The following is a 17,542-nucleotide window of genomic DNA, read 5'->3' as shown; positions in this document are numbered from 1 at the left end:
GACTTTTTAAAATTTATGTAGACTGGTCTGTATGGAAAAGATATAATGACGTCAATAACAATATAAGCATCACGATTTGATTCTCATTTTATTGTTAAAGTTTTTATTTCAACAGTTTTTATGGATAGTTTTAAAGTTTCATTTTTAGTTAAGAATGATTAAGTTGTGCGTTTTACAGCCTGCATCTTCCCCAAGATGCAGGTTTTTTTATATTTTATTTAAAAAATAGGGTGTTAAAGCATATGACTAATTCAAAATTCATATATTTGTAAAAATTGAATGCTAAGTTACAACTATCGATCAAAAGTGATGTGTTGCTATGAAAAAAACGAATCCATCTGGTCTTGATGATTTAAATCAACTTATCGATAACTTTAAAGATCATAAAGAAAAACCGAGTAAAATTTTAATCGGGTATAAAATTTATACAGAATTAATGAATGACTCAAAATTTAAAAATGAAGTTTTAGAATCAGCTCTAGATCCCAATAAACGTAAATATAGAAAGCTGAAAATAAAGATTACTCAGGATGATTACCAATTGAAAGTAGAATAAATTTAATTGTGCGGAGAGTATGAAAATAAAAGTTTTTCTAAGCTGCTGAATATTATATATTTTTAAATTAATATAATACTGTTTTTAATTTTAATCAATTCATGCTAGATCATGATGATTGTTCATTTTGTATATTTATACGATGTAAGAAAGATTATTCAAATCAAGTGCTTGACGCTTTGAGGTTTAGCACCAGTGAGTTGTGCTCAGTTTTTGAGTCAAGATCAAAAATTATATGTTATCAATAAGAACAAATTGAACAAAAACTGTTTTGTTTATTCATTGTTTATAAGACTAGTCAAGTGTGAAAAAGCAGTAAAAAATACAATTAATAGCTTAAACAGTATGACGAACATAATGAAAACAACGGTAAAATATGTTGTCCTAAAAGGTGATGATTATCAGTTGGGTACAGCACTCCATGAAGAAAGTTTGGAAGCAGGTAGCACTTATTTTGATCACATTCCATCTGTCGTAACATTGAATGGGCGAGATTTTAGGGTGAAATATAAGGAGCTTATTCGTAAGCAAACTTTTGATGAAAATGATGAATCACAGCATATTGTAGTGAAAATGATTGTAATGAATTAACTAAAACTTAACAGTGTTGATGCTATTTATTTCAGATAATAATATTGTTAAAAGTGCTCTAACAGGATGTCATGATGAAGAAAAAAATATTTTTAATTTTAGGTGGTGGTGCAATGATGCTGCTGTTATTGGCATGTAGTACCACCCAACAGCCACCTAAAAAGATTGGTATGCCAAATCCAGCAAGTGAATATTGTATTCAACAAGGCGGCAAACTGGACATGAAAAAAGATGCAAATGGTAATAGCTACAGTAATTGTATATTGCCAGATGGTCGTGTAATTGAAGAATGGCAACTATTTAGACAGGATCATCCTGCAAAATAAAAAAAAGCTCAGTTATTCATGGATAACTGAGCTTTTTTCACTCTGCTGCTTAAAGCATAACAAAAATGATAATAATACCTAAAATAATTCGATACCAAGCAAACACACGTAAAGTATGTTTTTCTACAAAACGAACCAATGCTTTGACGACCACCAGCGCAGCGATGAATGCAGTGATAAAACCCAATGCAATATTCGTCATGTTATCTGCTGTCAGAATGCTTGCATTACGAACTAAATCAAAAGTTGCAGCGCCTAACATGGTTGGCATCGCCAGAAAAAAAGAAAATTCTGTCGCAGCCTTACGTGAAAGTCCTGCAAACATGCCACCGACAATAGTTGCACCAGAGCGTGACGTGCCGGGAATCATTGCAACACATTGTGCTAGTCCTACCAGCAATGCTTGTTTATAAGTAATTTGAGTGGCTTCAGTGGTTTTATGTTCAAATTTGATTGACTCAACCCAGAAAATAATTAAGCCCCCAATAATTAAGGCAATGGCAACTACAAGCGGGCTAAATAAAACAGACTTAATAAAATCGACTGCCAACACACCAATAATCACCGCAGGGAAAAAAGCGATGAGTACACTAATACAGAAGTGGCGAGCTTCGGCATCACCACTAAAAAAACCTTTGATGAGATCCACAATTTTTTGTCGATATAACCAGCATACCGCTAAAATAGCACCTAATTGAATAACGACTTCAAAAACACGTCCACTGTCAGAATGGAAGTCAATTATGTGTCCGAAAAGGATCAGATGGCCAGTACTAGAAATAGGGAGAAATTCAGTTAGACCTTCAATAAGACCTAAGAAAAGAGCCTTAAAGGCTTCAATATGTTCCATGCTTTTTACTCATGAATCTGGTGATGCTAATAATTTAGTCAATGAATTTTTAAAAAATGTTCTAATAAGATGCAATTCACATGCGTCATATTGCCAGACATTAAAATCTGGACTTATCTTAAAACAAATCCTATTTTTAATAAATCAGACATCGATTGTTGAATACAACTCTATCTTGTTTAAGTTATTCAAATAAACTATCTGATAATTTAGAAATAGGGCATGTTCTAATCGCTGAAAATTAAAACGTTAAGGATTAAACCAGCTTTTTCCAACTCATGAAAACGTCATTCAAATGAGTTTTTACTTTCAAGCTGTTGTTTTAAATAAAGATCAACATAGTGTTTTTCAGTGTAATCATCTGCATACTGATTCGCTTGACTACGAGTACTGGTTGCTTCAACTTTTTCGATCTGAGTCAAATCTGAAGTTGAACGGACTACCCACCATTGTCGATGAATACGCCTAACATTAAAAAGTTCTTTACTATATTTACGTTTTGCCATGGTGGGATCGATGCAAAAAAAGATGGGATCAGTTCTACGTCAGCAGGCTAGTGAAGTCAATAAAAACGATCGTGAGTGGTTAAAAATTAAAAAATTGACAGTTTTGTCTGGAGCATATTTAGAGCTTTTAGTGTTAAAGCACTAATTTAAAATAATGATAATACTAAGAATTTAATGTTAATGGCATGTTGTCTTTTGTTACGTAGATCAGTTTGAAATTTAATCATCATCTATGCTAATTACTTGATAAATATATGGAATAATAAATTAATGTATTGTTAATATTGTTTAATAAATGATCAAATGTAAGCTATTTCTCACAAACGTGTAAGCCAAAAGCGTATTCTTTTGAAAGTTATTCAACCTATACTCCTCTCAGCACATCAAAAAGGCCTCTTCACTATTAAATAGAAAGCTGAATATTAAATAAGAGATCTTGAAATAATAATAAAGATATCTTGATTAATATAAATCGTCTGAATAATAGAAAAGAATCTCAAACTATCAATTGATGTGTGAATATCTCTCCTCTGGGGGGCAGAGGAGAGATAATTATTTTACCTACTAGGAATCCAAAGCATGTTCAGCTTAAAAAATATCTTCGTATTTTTATTATCCCTAGTGAGTCTTTGTTTAAGCTTAATTGTATTAAATCATTTTGGAATCAATAAAATAGCTAATATTTTGATCACTTCATTGATTTTTGGTGGCTTTATTACACTCTATTTTAAAGATTTAAAATATTGTTTATTTTTATTCTTCATTTTTTATGGTTCATTGTTACTTATGATTCCCTCTATGGAAGTTGTAATTATGCTTACTACATCTTTATTTACTTTCTTTCTTATTAATAGTGGACAATACGCAGATTTTAGAAATATTGAGTTTGGTAAATCAAAAACAATCGAAATGGATTAAGTTCAGCTTCTCTTGAGTTTCAATTTTAACCTTTAATTTTACTTCAAACGACTTTACATCATTTAGCTCTAAAAATAATTATACATCATCACATTATTGTTCTTATTCAAGTAATTTTTCAGAGCACCACCTAAGTTACAAACTCTTAAAGTATTTTGAAGGTCATATATAGCTAAAATTAAAAAATTAATCAATAATGATTTGACTAATAATTATACGATGGGAGCGCAGACATGAAAGTTGTTGCATATTTGCATAATGCAGATTTGTTGCTCGAAGATACTAAAGGTGTAGCAGTCATTGGTGGTAGTCGCTACGTTTTGAGTGTGGGTGATAAAGTCTATATCAATGAAGTGATTGATGAAAAAGCCCGACTTTATGAAGTCAGTATTTCATTTGCCAGTGCAGACCATGCGATGTTGCATGAGGATGAAGTTCAAATCAAGTTCGAAGGAAGTCAAGAAGCACTCAATCAATATTTACAAAGTAGCACCGTCCACTAAGGTGCTATATGTTTTATCCATAATATCAGGCAACATGGGTTGCCTTTTTTATTGGTTCTCATACAGGCAAGACAAATTTTGAGCTTAACGCAGTATTTTCAATGATTTTACAGCTGTAAGTGTCAAGTACTATTTCGCTATAAAATAATGAGAATCACGAAGAAATACGGTACTTGCATTAACTTTTAACTTGATATTTAGTAAAATTTTACTGTCCATATTATTTACAAAGCTTTGCTAAGCAGGAATTTGTAAATAATTTTTTAAAAAAGAGGAATAACACTGTGCTAGAAGCTTACCGCCAACACGTTGAAGAACGTGCCGCACTCGGAGTCCCACCGAAGCCACTTGATGATGCGCAAACTGCTGATCTGGTTGAATTGCTAAAAAATCCACCAGCAGGCGAAGAAGCATTTCTTGTGGACTTGCTTGAAAACCGCGTTCCAGCGGGTGTTGACCAAGCTGCTTATGTAAAAGCTGCTTTCTTGTCAGCTGTTGCAAAAGGTGAAGCGACATCTCCATTAGTTTCTAAAGAACGTGCAGTTTACTTACTTGGCACCATGCTTGGTGGTTATAACGTCGCTCCTTTAGTTGATTTGCTTGATAGTGCTGAACTTGGTGGTTTGGCTGCTGAAGCATTGAAAAAAACACTTCTTGTATTTGATGCGTTCCATGACGTTGCTGATAAAGCAAAAGCGGGCAATGCCAATGCAAAAGCTGTTTTACAATCTTGGGCAGACGCTGAATGGTTCACTAGCCGTAAAGACGTTCCTGAAGAAATCAAGTTAACCGTGTTCAAAGTAACAGGTGAAACCAACACTGATGACTTGTCTCCAGCACAAGACGCTTGGAGCCGTCCAGACATTCCATTACATGCCAATGCAATGTTGAAAAACGAGCGTGATGGTATTAACCCAGAAAAACCGGGTGAAGTTGGGCCACTTAATCAAATTAAAGACCTTATCGCAAAAGGCAACCAAGTTGCTTATGTCGGTGACGTTGTGGGTACAGGTTCTTCTCGTAAGTCGGCAACGAACTCTGTGCTTTGGTTCTTTGGTGACGAAATTGCGCACATTCCGAACAAAAAAGACGGTGGTTACTGCTTAGGTTCAAAAATTGCGCCAATTTTCTTCAACACCATGGAAGATGCAGGCGCACTTCCTGTTGAAATCGATGTTTCTGATATGAACATGGGCGACGAAATCACACTGAAAATTGATCATGCTGCTGCTAAAGTAACCGCGTTCAAAAACGGTGAGCAAATCGCTGAATCTGAACTTAAAACGCCAGTTCTTCTTGATGAAGTACGTGCAGGTGGTCGTATTAACCTGATCATTGGTCGTGGTTTGACCACTAAAGCGCGTGAAGCTTTAGGTCTTCCAGCTTCTGAATTGTTCCGTACACCAGTACAACCTGCTGACACGGGTAAAGGTTTTACTCTAGCTCAAAAAATGGTAGGTCGTGCTTGTGGTCTAGCAGAAGGTCAAGGTATTCGTCCGGGTACTTATTGCGAACCAAAAATGACAACTGTCGGTTCTCAAGATACCACTGGCCCAATGACACGTGATGAGTTGAAAGACTTGGCATGCTTAGGCTTCTCAGCTGATCTTGTAATGCAGTCATTCTGTCACACAGCGGCTTATCCAAAGCCAGTCGACGTACAAATGCAACACTCACTACCAGACTTCATTATGAACCGTGGTGGTGTGTCGCTTCGTCCAGGTGATGGTATTATTCACTCTTGGTTAAACCGTATGTTGTTGCCTGATACTGTTGGTACTGGTGGTGACTCGCATACTCGTTTCCCAATTGGTATTTCATTCCCAGCGGGTTCTGGTCTTGTTGCGTTTGCTGCTGCAACAGGTGTAATGCCACTCGATATGCCTGAATCTGTCCTTGTGAAGTTCAAAGGTAAAATGCAGCCTGGTATCACTTTACGTGACCTAGTCCATGCGATTCCTTACTATGCAATTAAGGAAGGCGATCTTACTGTAGAGAAAAAAGGGAAGAAAAACATTTTCTCTGGTCGTATCCTAGAGATCGACTTGACTGAAATGGAAACTGACCTCACTGTTGAGCAAGCATTTGAATTGTCTGATGCATCTGCTGAGCGTTCTGCTGCGGGCTGTGCGATCACACTTTCTGAAGAGAAAGTTGCTGAATACTTGCGTTCTAACATTACCATGTTGAAATGGATGATTTCACAAGGTTATGGCGATGCACGTACTATGGCGCGCCGTATCGAAAACATGGAAAAATGGTTGGCTAATCCATCACTTCTTCAAGCTGATGCTGATGCTGAATACACCAAAGTCTATGAAATTGATCTTGCTGACATCAAAGAACCTGTTCTTTGCTGCCCGAATGATCCAGATGATGCAAAACTTCTTTCTGAAGTTCAAGGCGACAAGATTGATGAAGTATTCATTGGTTCTTGTATGACTAACATTGGTCACTTCCGTGCAGCGGGTCAGCTTCTAGACAAAGTGCCGGGTGGTTCACTTTCAACTCGTCTATGGTTGGCTCCTCCAACACGTATGGATGAACACCAGTTGATGGAAGAAGGTCTATATAACATCTATGGTAAAGCTGGCGCACGTACAGAAATGCCGGGTTGTTCACTTTGCATGGGTAACCAAGCACGTGTAGCACCGAATACCACTTGTGTATCGACTTCTACGCGTAACTTCCCGAACCGTTTAGGTCAGGGTGCAAATGTTTACTTAGCTTCTGCTGAGCTTGCTTCTGTTGCTGCTGTATTGGGTAAACTTCCAAGCCCAGAAGAATATCAACAGTATGCTGCTCAAATCGACAGCATGTCTGCTGACATCTATAAATATTTGAACTTCGATAAGATGGGTGAATATACCGATGCTGCAAACACTGTAGATACCAAGAAAATTGCTGCGGCTCAGTTGACTTAATTGATTGATTATTAAGTTTAAATGAGTAAAGATAAGGGTCGGGTAATCGGCCCTTTTTCTATAAAGATAAGATATAAATAGTTTAAAATAATTTTGGAAAAAGATTTATTAAACATTAAATAATAAAAAGCCCCGCATTGCGGGGCTAGTCGTATATGAATCAAGTCATATACTGTATGAGGCTCATCTCAAACTGAATGTATTAAACCACAACTTTGTTTGATTTGCAGTAAATATCTCTAAGCTATTCAATTTTCATTAAATCAATAAATTAAGAAAATCACCTAAAATTGACTTATTTTCAGATGGGTAATCGTTAAATTTCTATGTTTTAAAAACGGGTAGAATTTTCGATAAAGACACTTATAAAATCTATTCTCTATTACTAAAATCCTGAAATTCAGGAAAATATTTTATAAAAATTGAATACAGAGAAAAATTATTCCTAAAATAAAGAAAATTGGAAAAAATGGAGTAAATATTTCTTCCGTATCCGAGATAAAATCATTTTATAAATTAAAGGCATTAGGGTGATGACTTTGATCGTGCAACGAGTATTTTTAAAGTAAGGGTGACTTTAAATATGCTCGTTGCATTTTTATTTACAAACCTAAACAAAACAAAATTTTAATAAAATTATTATAAATATTTGAAAAATAATAATTAATTTGAATTGTGTTTTTATAATTAATGTTTGTGTTAATGATAATTTTTCTCATCTGTGATAGTTTAATTTTCATGTTTTAAGTTTTATTTAAGTTTGATATGAATTTTTTATTTGGTCGACATGGTTAAGCGACGCTATCTTTTTCTCCTGTTAATTCCATTGGCATTTATTTCACTCTTTGTAGGGGTGGGTGATATGACCTTATCTGGCTTTTTAGCAGGTCATGCGCATGATTGGCAATTATTCTGGACAAGTCGTTTACCACGTTTAATGGCAATAGTTGTGGCAGGTGCAGGCCTAAGTGTCTGCGGCCTAATTATGCAGTCTCTAAGTCGCAATCGCTTTGTTTCGCCGACGACAGCCGGTCTTTATGATTGCGCAAGGCTGGGGGTGCTGGTTTCCATTATTTTATTGCCAAGCGCTTCTATCTTTATGAAGACAGGCTTTGCGATCGTGGTGACTTTAATCGGTGCCATGATCTTTATGAGTATTCTGGCAACTTTAAAACATCGAGATACAGTATTTGTGCCTTTAGTGGGAATGATTTTTGGCAGTATTATTTCGGCATTCACCACATTTATCGCATTGCAAATGGATTTGCTGCAAAGTTTAGCGGGTTGGTTGCAAGGTGATTTTTCCACGATTTTAAATGGTCAATATGAACTTATTTATCTGAGTGTGCCTGTCTTGGTTCTCATTTATTTATTTGCAAATCGTTTCGTGCTGGCAGGTTTGGGCGAGGACTTTGCCACAAATCTGGGACTCAATTATAAACAAACCATGTTTGCAGGTTTGGCTCTTGTCTCAGTCATCACAGGCGTGGTCATAGTGACAGTGGGGGCTATTCCATTTTTGGGCTTAATCGTCCCTAATCTGGTGAGTATGTATCTAGGAGATAATATCCGTAAAACTTTGTCACATACTGCGATGCTCGGCGCGATTTTAGTATTGCTCTGTGATGTGTTTGGTCGCGTGGTGATTTTCCCTTATGAAGTATCTGTCAGCCTGATCATGGGTGTGTTGGGTAGCGTAATTTTCTTGTGGCTTTTGCTACGGAGATATCGCTATGCATAATCGCACTAAACTATGTTTACTATTGATACTTACGTTTTTCTCGATTGCATTGTATTTGACTTGGGGCTTAGGTGCGGGCTGGCAGTTTGCGCTCAATTTACGGTTAAAAACCGTTGCTGCCATTGTGGTTGCTGGAGTTGCAGTTGGGGTTTCAACACTGATTTTCCATTGCATTGTTAATAATCGAGTGGTCACACCGCAGGCTTTGGGTCTAGATAAATTATATGAACTTTCCAAAACACTGATTATTTATTTCTTTGGTGCGAGCGCTCTACTTTCCATGAATTTCATTATGGATTATGTGGTGAGTTTGGCACTCATGTTGGGTTTTGCGCTGCTGTTGTATCGCTTTATTTTTAAAAAAGTCGCCGAGCAAAATATCTATTTTTTGTTATTGGTCGGACTCATCTGCGCCACTTTATTTGACAGTATGACCACTTTTTTTCAGGTTTTGTTGGATCCTGATGAATTCCAAATTGCTGCCTATGCAGGTTTTGCAAGCTTCAATATTGTCAAAATCGAAATTGTTATTTTGGCTTTAATTACGATTGTTCCGATCCTGATCTATACCTTTAAAAATCATCATCGGTTGGATGTGATGGCTTTGGGGCGTGAACATGCGCTTAATCTGGGTTTGGACTATGACAAGACCAGTCGCACACTTTTAATTTTAGTGGTGATTGCATTGGCATCAGCAACTGCTTTGGCGGGTCCAATGATGTTCTTGGGGTTATTGGTTCTCAATATTACGCTGGAATTATTTAAAACGCATCGTCACGCTATGTTGTTAGTCGGCGTTATTTTGGTCAGTATTTTATCACTCATGATCGGTCAGTTTGTCGTGCTGCATGTGCTGAATAACAAAACTACGCTGAGTGTCATCATTAATTTTGTTGGCGGAATTTATTTCTTCTGGATTTTGTTGAAGGAAAATAAAAAGTGGCAATTGAGCTAAAAGGTTTATCTAAAAGTTATCACGGTCAAGAAGTGGTTGGTGATGTGTCCTTAAATATTACCAAAGGTCAATTTACGGCATTTATTGGGCCGAATGGTGCTGGAAAAAGTACAGTGCTTGGCATGATGAGTCGCTTAACTCAGCCTGATGCTGGGCAGATTTTTCTGGATGGGCAAGATATACATGCCATGAAAAGTAATGAAATTGCCAAGAAAATGGCGATCTTAAAACAGTCTAATCACACCGAACTGCGTTTAAGTATTGAAGATCTGGTGGCTTTTGGGCGTTTTCCTTATTCGCAAGGACGACTCAATGCTGAAGATCATCACATGATTGATCAATCCATTCGTTATATGGATCTGGACGAGTTGCGTCATCGTCAGTTGAGTGAGCTTTCGGGCGGTCAACGGCAACGCGCTTACATTGCAATGGTTTTAGCGCAGGACACAGATTATATCTTGCTGGATGAACCTCTGAATAATCTGGACATGAAGCACTCTGCACAAATCATGCGTGTTTTAAAAGATTTGGCGACGCATCATGGAAAATCCATCATTGTGGTGATTCACGATATCAATTTTGCTTCGGTATATGCCGATCAAATTATTGCCATGAAAGATGGACAACTTGCTTATGTCGGTTCGCCACAGCAGATCATGAATGAACAAATTTTGCAGGAAATCTTCGATTTTCGTATTCCGATTCAAGAGGTGAATCAACACAAATTAGGTCTTTATTTTATTAGTTAGGAGATGGCTATGCTGCTTAAAAAAACGCTGATTACAACCTTGTGTACCCTCGCACTAATAGGTTGCAGTAATTCTAATACACCTGCACAAACAGATCAGGCAAATATCACCACAAATGCAAATAGTGAAACCTTAAAATTTACAAGCAAAGCAGGTGATATTAGTATACCAGCAAATATTTCGCGGATTGCAGTTCTAGATACCAATGCGTTAAATACCATTCATGAGCTGGGTGCGGATGACAAAGTGGTTGCTTTGCCAAAAGGCACACCATTGCCCCAAGTTTTGCGGACTTTTAATGATGCGAAATATAGGGATGTAGGGACAGTTAAAGACCCAAATCTGGAGCGTGTTGCAGCCAGTCAGCCTGAGTTGATTCTCATGAGTGGACGTATGGAAAATGTAGTGAATGAACTTAAAACCATTGCACCGACTTATTTTGTAGATGTGGATTACAACGATCAATTTAATTCCTTTAAACAGCAAACTTTAAATGTAGCGGAAATGGTCGGAAAAAAAGCTGAGGCTGAGAATGAACTCAAAACATTAGAGTCTGATATTGCAGCGTTAAAGCAAAAGACCCAAGGTAAAACAGCGCTGATCATTATGGTGAATAATAGTAAAATTGCAGCCTATGGCGCAGGCTCACGCTTTGGTAATATTCATGATTTATATGGTTTTACCCCAGTCGATCCATCCATTAAAGTGGGTTTGCATGGTATGGCAATTTCTCATGAGTTTATTGCGCAAAAAAATCCTGACTATATTTTTGTAATTGATCGGGGAGCGGCTATTACTGAGAAAAAAGATGGTGCTCAACAGGTTTTAAATAATGCAATTGTCAATAAAACCAAAGCGGCACAAAACGGTCATATTGTGTATCTGGATTCGAGTAACTGGTATCTGATGAACAATGGTTTGGGTGGCATGAAAGCAATGGTCAAGGAAGTTTCTGATGCGGTAAATGACTAAAGTCACAGGGAAAAACGCAGAATATTCTGCGTTTTCTAGGTTTTAAAGGTTTAAATTTTCTTTGAATAGAGCATTAATTTCAGCACGATAAGGAATGGATGGTTGAGCGCCGTATCGGGTCACGGCAATTGCCGCCGCAGCATTGGCAAACTGGGCTGCTTCTTGATTGGATTGACCTTCCAGTAATGCTGTTGCAAATGCTCCGTTAAATGTATCACCTGCGGCAATCGTATCAACTGCATCTACCTTAAAGGCAGGGATCAATTGTCCTTGACCCGACTCACTCAGCCAGACACCTTGTGCACCCAAAGTAATGACAACCGTTTCAATACCGTAATTGTGAAGAACATGTGCAGCTTGTTGGACATCATCCAGATGATTAATCTTTAGCCCTGTTAAAATTTCTGCTTCAGTTTTATTCGGGGTAATGATATCAACGTTTTGTAAAAGCTCTGATGTCAAAGCTTGGGCGGGTGCAGGATTTAAAATAATTTTTACACCTGCATTGTGGGCAAGGTGAGCTGCGGTAAGTATGCTGTCTATGGGCGTTTCAAGTTGCAACAATAAAAGTTGAGCACTTTGAATTAAGCTTGCATGTTGTTGCACATATTCAACACTCAAGGCAGCATTTGCACCCGCATGAATACCAATAAAATTATCTGCCTGATGATTAACAAAAATTAAAGCAACCCCTGTATTCTGATCTTTAATGGATTGAACAGCCTGAATATGGACACCATCTTTTTCAAGCTGAACTTTCAGATGATGACCAGCATCATCATCTCCGACGCAGCCAATGAAGCTAATATTTGCACCACTTCGCGCAGCAGCCACTGCTTGATTTGCGCCTTTTCCACCAAACGCAACTTTATAATTTTTTCCTGAAACGGTTTGTCCTGAAGCAGGGAAATCATCAACATTTAAAATGTGATCGACATTGGCACTCCCTAACACCACCATATTGTTAAAATTATTTTTCATGATTTGAAATAAGCTGTTAGATGTATAAGTAAGAAATTGTAACCAGTATTGAGCAACTAACCTATTAAAAATATGTAAAAGCAAAAATATCTTCTTGTTTTTACATGGAATAAAACCAACTTAAATAGTTGGTTTTATTTTATTGATTTTTCATATTGTGAGAATTTGTATGATCAATAGCATTCTTTAAGAAAAAATTAAGCTAAAATTTTTAAAAATAAATGGTGACATAAAAATGAATGATAAACCTTTTAGGAGTAGATCAAGATGAATCTCGAGTATAGCCATAAACCAAATTATTATTTTTTTGCGCATAAGCTCGTTTTGTTTCTTGAAGGTGAGGTGAGAAAACACCCTGAGCATCTACGTGAAACTTATAATCTTCAAGAAATCTATGATTTGTTTAATCACGATTTCGCTTCTACAAGTACGAATCTTGAAGGAATTTTAAATATTGCAGATGAATATGTGATTGAAACCGCCTATGGCGCGCAGCCCCTGATTTCAAAATATCGCATTTCTGCGGAAAACCATATTTTAGAGCTTGATTTTAATAGCAATGCAGTGAATGAGCTGGTTGCAGGTAAGTCAATTCACTATCCTCAAGTTGCCTAAATGTTTAGATCAACATTAGAGGGCAGTCAATGTGACTGCCCTTTAATGTTTATACTTAATCATCAACCCTAGATTTCGGCTTCTTCTTCAGCATCATCTTCAGCAGCAATACCAAGTTCTTTTAATTTACGGGTAAGCGTGTTGCGACCCCAACCTAAAAGTTCAGCTGCGTGGCGTTTGCGACCACGGGTTTGTTGTAAGGCTGCATTAATCAGAGTGCGTTCAAACATTGGAGTGGCGATATCAAGAATCTTCATTTCGCCATTTTTTAGTTTTTGAATGGCCCATTGACCAAGTAATTCGTCCCAATGATGCAGAGAAATACGATCGACGCCCATTGGTGTGGTTGCCTGCTCGCCTGATTTTTGAATTGGAATCTGTTTTAATTCAGAAGGTAAGTCTTCTGGATAAACATCCCGTCCTGTGATCATCACGGTGAGCCAGCGGCAAGTATTTTCCAGTTGGCGCACATTCCCCGGCCAAGGCAATTGTTGCATATAGTCGGTTGTTTCAGGTCGAAGAATTTTTGGGCTCACGCCAAGTTCTTTACCTGCACGTGCCAAAAAGTGTTGCGCAAGCATTGGAATGTCTTCGCTGCGATGTGCAAGTTTTGGAATGTGAATACGAATGACATTTAAACGATGATATAAGTCTTCGCGGAAACGTCCTTCATTCACCAATTTTTCCAAGTCTTGATGTGTTGCCGCGACAATGCGGACATCGACTTTTACAGGGATGTGTCCACCAACACGATAAAACTCACCATCAGCCAATACACGAAGTAAGCGGGTTTGAGTTTCAAATGGCATGTCACCAATTTCATCTAAAAATAACGTACCGCCGTTGGCTTGCTCAAAACGACCCTGACGCTGGGTGTTAGCACCTGTAAACGCACCTTTTTCATGTCCAAAAAGTTCTGTTTCAATCAAATCTTTTGGAATGGCAGCCATATTTAAGGCAATAAAAGGTTTACTGCTGCGTGGAGAATGTTTGTGTAAGGCGTGGGCAACCAGTTCTTTACCTGTACCAGACTCACCATTAATCAGTACAGTAATATGTGACTGTGAAAGTCGACCAATTGCACGAAATACTTCCTGCATGGCAGGTGATTCGCCAATAATTTCAGTCGATTGAACCGGTGAAGTGGTTTTTGCTGCTTCTTGTTGCTGTAACTTATTCACATGTAAAATTGCACGATGAACAAGAGCTAAAGCTTCATCAATATCAAAAGGTTTTGGTAAATATTCAAAAGCACCAGTTTGATAGCTTGAAACAGCAGATTCCAGATCTGAATGTGCTGTCATAATAATTACAGGCAAATCGGGATAGTTATTTTTAACTTTACCCAAAAAGGTCAGACCGTCAATTCCTGGCATACGAATGTCGGTAAGAATGACATCTGGCGCATCTTCAGCCAATTGATCCAGTGCAGTTTGTGCTTCTTCAAAACTGGTCACATCCAAACCTTCTTCTTTGAAGGTTTTTTCCAGTACCCATCGCATGGCGCGATCATCATCAATTACCCATATTTTATTTCGCGACACGGTCTGACTCCCAAGGTAAATATAAGCTAAATGTGGTTTTTCCCGCGACGGATTGACATTCAATCATTCCGTTGTGTTGATGCATGATATTCTGTGCAATACTTAAGCCAAGTCCTGTTCCTTTAGCTCGTCCTGTCACAAGCGGATAAAAAACGGACTCTAAAATGTCTTGTGGTACACCGGGGCCGTTATCTTCAATATCGATACGAACCGCCGATTTATTTAATAAACCATTGATGGTGACCAGACGCTGAATACGTGTTCTTAAAATGAGTTCTGGATCATGGTCAACAAAAAATTCTTTGTTTTCGGTCATGGCTTGAATCGCATTGACACTAATATTCAGCATGACCTGAATCAGTTGATCACGGTCAGCTTTTACATCAGGCAATGACAGATCATAGTCCCGTGTAATTTTAATCTTTTTCTTGGTTTGGTTGACGATAAGAGAACGTACGCGCTCCAGAGGCTCATGAATATTGACATCTTCATAACTTGGCAGTTGGCGTGAGCCCAGCATGGTATCTGCCAGATTTCTTAAACGATCCACTTCATTAATAATGATATCGGTAAATTCTGTGTATTTGGGGTCATTTAAACTACGTGCTAATAGTTGTGTAGCACCACGAATTCCGCCTAAAGGATTTTTGACTTCATGTGCAACACCGCGAATGAGCTGACGCGCAACTTGGTGCTGCTGAATCAAATTTTCTTCTTTAGAAATTTTTAGCATCCGATCAATCGGATTAAGCTCTATTAAAAGCAGTGGATGATAGTTTTTACCCGTATTTAAAGCAGAAACAGAATAATCGACATGAATTTCTTTAAAGTTGACACTAATCACAGCTTCACGCCGTGTGTAGTGTTGTCCAGAATTCAATGTATTCAATAATGCTTCATGGGTATTGAAACTGTCATTTGGCGAATGTAATAGATTGAGCACCGGCAAACCTGATGCACGTAGCAAACTAATATCAAACAACGCTTCGCAAGAAGAATTGAGATAAAAAATATTCAAGTCGCTATCGACCAACAATATGGCTGTGGTTAAATTATCAACCAGTAGTCGGTAGTCAATGGTCGGTCTTTGATCCATTAGAAAATGTTTCCTGTCTTATAATAGCGCAATGACATTTACATTTAATCCAGTTTTTCCCTGTAATGGGACATAACATAAGCAAGATGTACGCCAACTTTATGTGAAAATGAACTTAATACATCGCTTGTATTAAAAACGAGCAAAAATGATTAAATTTGATCGATTTAAAAACAAAGTATGCATTTTGTTTGCTTAAATTGAATCATAATGGTGCAACTATGATTTTTGTAAGAAATATTGGTTGTATTTTGGTGCATTAAACGAACTGTTCATATTCCACCTGTTTTTATTGCGAGAAACGTCATACAATACGCGGATTCAAGTGGAGCGCAGATTCATGAAGTCCCCCAAAGTCGGTTTTGTCTCTTTAGGTTGTCCTAAGGCATTGGTAGATTCTGAACGAATTTTAACTCAGTTACGTACTGAAGGTTATCAGGTTGCATCGGATTATGACGGTGCCGATCTGGTTGTAGTCAATACCTGCGGTTTTATTGAATCTGCGGTACAAGAATCCCTAGATGCCATTGGCGAAGCCATGAATGAAAATGGTCGCGTTATTGTGACTGGGTGTTTAGGTAAGGACGAAGATAAAATTCGTCAAATGCATCCGAACGTTTTAAAAGTGACTGGTGCAGCAGCGTATCAGGATGTAATGGAAGCTGTACATGAATATGTACCGCCACCGCCAAAACACAATCCTTTTGTCGATTTAGTTCCTGAGCAGGGCATTCGTCTCACACCAAAACATTATGCTTATCTAAAAATATCTGAAGGCTGTAACCACCGTTGTACTTTCTGCATTATTCCAAGCATGCGTGGTGATCTGGTTTCACGTCCAGTGGGATCAGTGCTTGAAGAAGCGGCTGCGCTGAAGCGCGCAGGGGTTAAAGAAGTATTGGTGATCTCTCAGGATACCTCTGCGTATGGTGTAGATACCAAGTACAAACTGGATTTCTGGAATGGTCAGCCAGTTAAAACCAAGTTTTACGATATGTGTGAAGCACTGGGTCAATTGGGAATCTGGGTGCGTCTACATTATGTTTATCCATATCCGCATGTCGATGCTGTCATTGATTTGATGGCTCAAGGTAAAATCCTGCCTTATTTAGATATTCCTTTTCAACACGCCAGTCCGCGCATCTTAAAATTGATGAAGCGACCAGCCCATAGTGAAAATACCCTTGAACGCTTAAAAACTTGGCGTGAAAAATGTCCTGATTTGGTCATTCGTTCAACTTTCGTGGTTGGCTTCCCGGGTGAAACCGAAGAAGACTTTCAAATTCTTTTAGACTGGTTGCAAGAAGCGCAGCTTGATCGAGTGGGTTGCTTTACTTATTCGCCGGTTGAAGGTGCCACAGCAAATGACTTGCCAGATCATGTGCCTGAAGAGATTAAGCAAGAGCGTTATGAACGTTTTATGCAAGTTCAACAAGCCATTTCTGCGGCAAAATTACAACAGCGTATTGGACAGACTATGACGGTTTTAGTCGACAGTCTGGAAGATGAATATCCAGTTGCTGTGGCGCGTTCTTATGCAGATGCACCTGAAATTGATGGCAATGTCTTTGTAGAAGACATTGATAAGTCTAAAATTCAGGCGGGTGACTTACTTGAAGTCGAAATTACAGATGCAGACGAATACGATTTATTTGCAAAGTTGATTAAAATTAAATCAGCGAAATGATTTGTGTTGCAACCAACAAAATTTATTT

Annotated in this window: 18 protein-coding genes; 13 read left to right on the top strand and 5 right to left on the bottom strand. The window is 37.9% G+C overall.

Annotated elements, in window-relative coordinates:
• Window positions 1-319 precede the first annotated feature (319 nt).
• The 3 genes from E0D95_RS03695 (at window position 320) to E0D95_RS03685 (ending at window position 1,473) form a co-directional block, all read left to right on the top strand.
• Complete coding sequence (locus tag E0D95_RS03695) at window positions 320-556, top strand: hypothetical protein (protein WP_130802614.1); 237 nt, start codon at window positions 320-322, stop codon at window positions 554-556.
• Between the two features lie 357 nt (window positions 557-913).
• Window positions 914-1,147 (top strand): hypothetical protein, encoded by a 234-nt coding sequence (locus tag E0D95_RS03690; protein WP_130802613.1) that lies wholly within the window; start codon window positions 914-916, stop codon window positions 1,145-1,147.
• Window positions 1,148-1,221: 74 nt separating this feature from the next.
• Window positions 1,222-1,473 (top strand): putative hemolysin, encoded by a 252-nt coding sequence (locus tag E0D95_RS03685; RefSeq protein WP_130802612.1) that lies wholly within the window; start codon window positions 1,222-1,224, stop codon window positions 1,471-1,473.
• Between the two features lie 49 nt (window positions 1,474-1,522).
• Here the strand turns inward: E0D95_RS03685 and E0D95_RS03680 are convergent, their stop codons facing one another.
• Together E0D95_RS03680 and E0D95_RS03675 are read right to left on the bottom strand one after the other, a co-directional pair.
• On the bottom strand, window positions 1,523-2,323 hold the full coding sequence (locus tag E0D95_RS03680) for an undecaprenyl-diphosphate phosphatase (protein ID WP_130802611.1): 801 nt from the start codon (window positions 2,321-2,323) through the stop codon (window positions 1,523-1,525).
• 287 nt (window positions 2,324-2,610) lie between these two features.
• Window positions 2,611-2,829: a hypothetical protein gene (locus tag E0D95_RS03675; RefSeq protein WP_130802610.1), complete on the bottom strand. Its 219-nt coding sequence runs from the start codon at window positions 2,827-2,829 to the stop codon at window positions 2,611-2,613.
• Window positions 2,830-2,839: 10 nt separating this feature from the next.
• Here E0D95_RS03675 and E0D95_RS15905 point away from each other — a divergent pair, with 10 nt between their 5' ends.
• The 8 genes from E0D95_RS15905 (at window position 2,840) to E0D95_RS03640 (ending at window position 11,591) form a co-directional block, all read left to right on the top strand.
• Entirely contained in the window at window positions 2,840-2,974 is a 135-nt protein-coding gene (locus E0D95_RS15905) for a hypothetical protein (protein WP_284690726.1), read from the top strand.
• A gap of 434 nt (window positions 2,975-3,408) precedes the next feature.
• The gene (locus E0D95_RS03670; protein WP_130802609.1) at window positions 3,409-3,747 is read left to right on the top strand and encodes a hypothetical protein; all 339 of its coding nucleotides are present in this window, start codon (window positions 3,409-3,411) and stop codon (window positions 3,745-3,747) included.
• 233 nt (window positions 3,748-3,980) lie between these two features.
• Entirely contained in the window at window positions 3,981-4,250 is a 270-nt protein-coding gene (locus E0D95_RS03665; protein ID WP_130802608.1) for a hypothetical protein, read from the top strand.
• 284 nt (window positions 4,251-4,534) lie between these two features.
• The gene (locus E0D95_RS03660; protein WP_130802607.1) at window positions 4,535-7,174 is read left to right on the top strand and encodes a bifunctional aconitate hydratase 2/2-methylisocitrate dehydratase; all 2,640 of its coding nucleotides are present in this window, start codon (window positions 4,535-4,537) and stop codon (window positions 7,172-7,174) included.
• Between the two features lie 787 nt (window positions 7,175-7,961).
• A complete protein-coding gene (locus E0D95_RS03655; RefSeq protein WP_130804828.1) occupies window positions 7,962-8,915 on the top strand; it encodes an ABC transporter permease in 954 nt (317 codons plus the stop codon).
• A complete protein-coding gene (locus E0D95_RS03650) occupies window positions 8,908-9,870 on the top strand; it encodes an iron chelate uptake ABC transporter family permease subunit (RefSeq protein ID WP_130802606.1) in 963 nt (320 codons plus the stop codon). Before E0D95_RS03655 ends, E0D95_RS03650 begins: the two co-directional genes overlap by 8 nt.
• The gene (locus E0D95_RS03645; RefSeq protein ID WP_130802605.1) at window positions 9,855-10,619 is read left to right on the top strand and encodes an iron ABC transporter ATP-binding protein; all 765 of its coding nucleotides are present in this window, start codon (window positions 9,855-9,857) and stop codon (window positions 10,617-10,619) included. The genes E0D95_RS03650 and E0D95_RS03645 overlap by 16 nt, the downstream gene beginning before the upstream one ends.
• Before the next feature lie 9 nt (window positions 10,620-10,628).
• Window positions 10,629-11,591, top strand: a complete 963-nt coding sequence (locus E0D95_RS03640) for a siderophore ABC transporter substrate-binding protein (RefSeq protein WP_130802604.1) — start codon at window positions 10,629-10,631, stop codon at window positions 11,589-11,591.
• Between the two features lie 42 nt (window positions 11,592-11,633).
• Here the strand turns inward: E0D95_RS03640 and rbsK are convergent, their stop codons facing one another.
• Window positions 11,634-12,572: a ribokinase gene (rbsK, locus tag E0D95_RS03635; RefSeq protein ID WP_130802603.1), complete on the bottom strand. Its 939-nt coding sequence runs from the start codon at window positions 12,570-12,572 to the stop codon at window positions 11,634-11,636.
• A 267-nt stretch (window positions 12,573-12,839) separates the two neighbouring features.
• Between rbsK and E0D95_RS03630 the strand changes: the two genes are divergently transcribed.
• Window positions 12,840-13,187, top strand: a complete 348-nt coding sequence (locus E0D95_RS03630; protein WP_130802602.1) for a hypothetical protein — start codon at window positions 12,840-12,842, stop codon at window positions 13,185-13,187.
• Between the two features lie 68 nt (window positions 13,188-13,255).
• Here E0D95_RS03630 and glnG read toward each other — a convergent pair whose 3' ends face one another.
• Both glnG and glnL read right to left on the bottom strand, forming a co-directional pair.
• Complete coding sequence (gene glnG, locus E0D95_RS03625; RefSeq protein ID WP_130802601.1) at window positions 13,256-14,731, bottom strand: nitrogen regulation protein NR(I); 1,476 nt, start codon at window positions 14,729-14,731, stop codon at window positions 13,256-13,258.
• On the bottom strand, window positions 14,718-15,827 hold the full coding sequence (gene glnL / locus E0D95_RS03620; RefSeq protein ID WP_130802600.1) for a nitrogen regulation protein NR(II): 1,110 nt from the start codon (window positions 15,825-15,827) through the stop codon (window positions 14,718-14,720). The genes glnG and glnL overlap by 14 nt, the downstream gene beginning before the upstream one ends.
• Window positions 15,828-16,167: 340 nt before the next feature.
• Between glnL and rimO the strand changes: the two genes are divergently transcribed.
• Window positions 16,168-17,514 (top strand): 30S ribosomal protein S12 methylthiotransferase RimO, encoded by a 1,347-nt coding sequence (rimO, locus tag E0D95_RS03615; protein ID WP_130802599.1) that lies wholly within the window; start codon window positions 16,168-16,170, stop codon window positions 17,512-17,514.
• Window positions 17,515-17,542 lie beyond the last annotated feature (28 nt).

The sequence above is a fragment of the Acinetobacter ihumii genome (genome assembly GCF_900625095.1).
In the GTDB taxonomy this organism is placed as follows: Bacteria; Pseudomonadota; Gammaproteobacteria; order Pseudomonadales; family Moraxellaceae; genus Acinetobacter; species Acinetobacter ihumii.
Note: the sequence above shows the minus strand (reverse complement) of the source record. Positions and strands in the feature narration are given on the sequence as shown.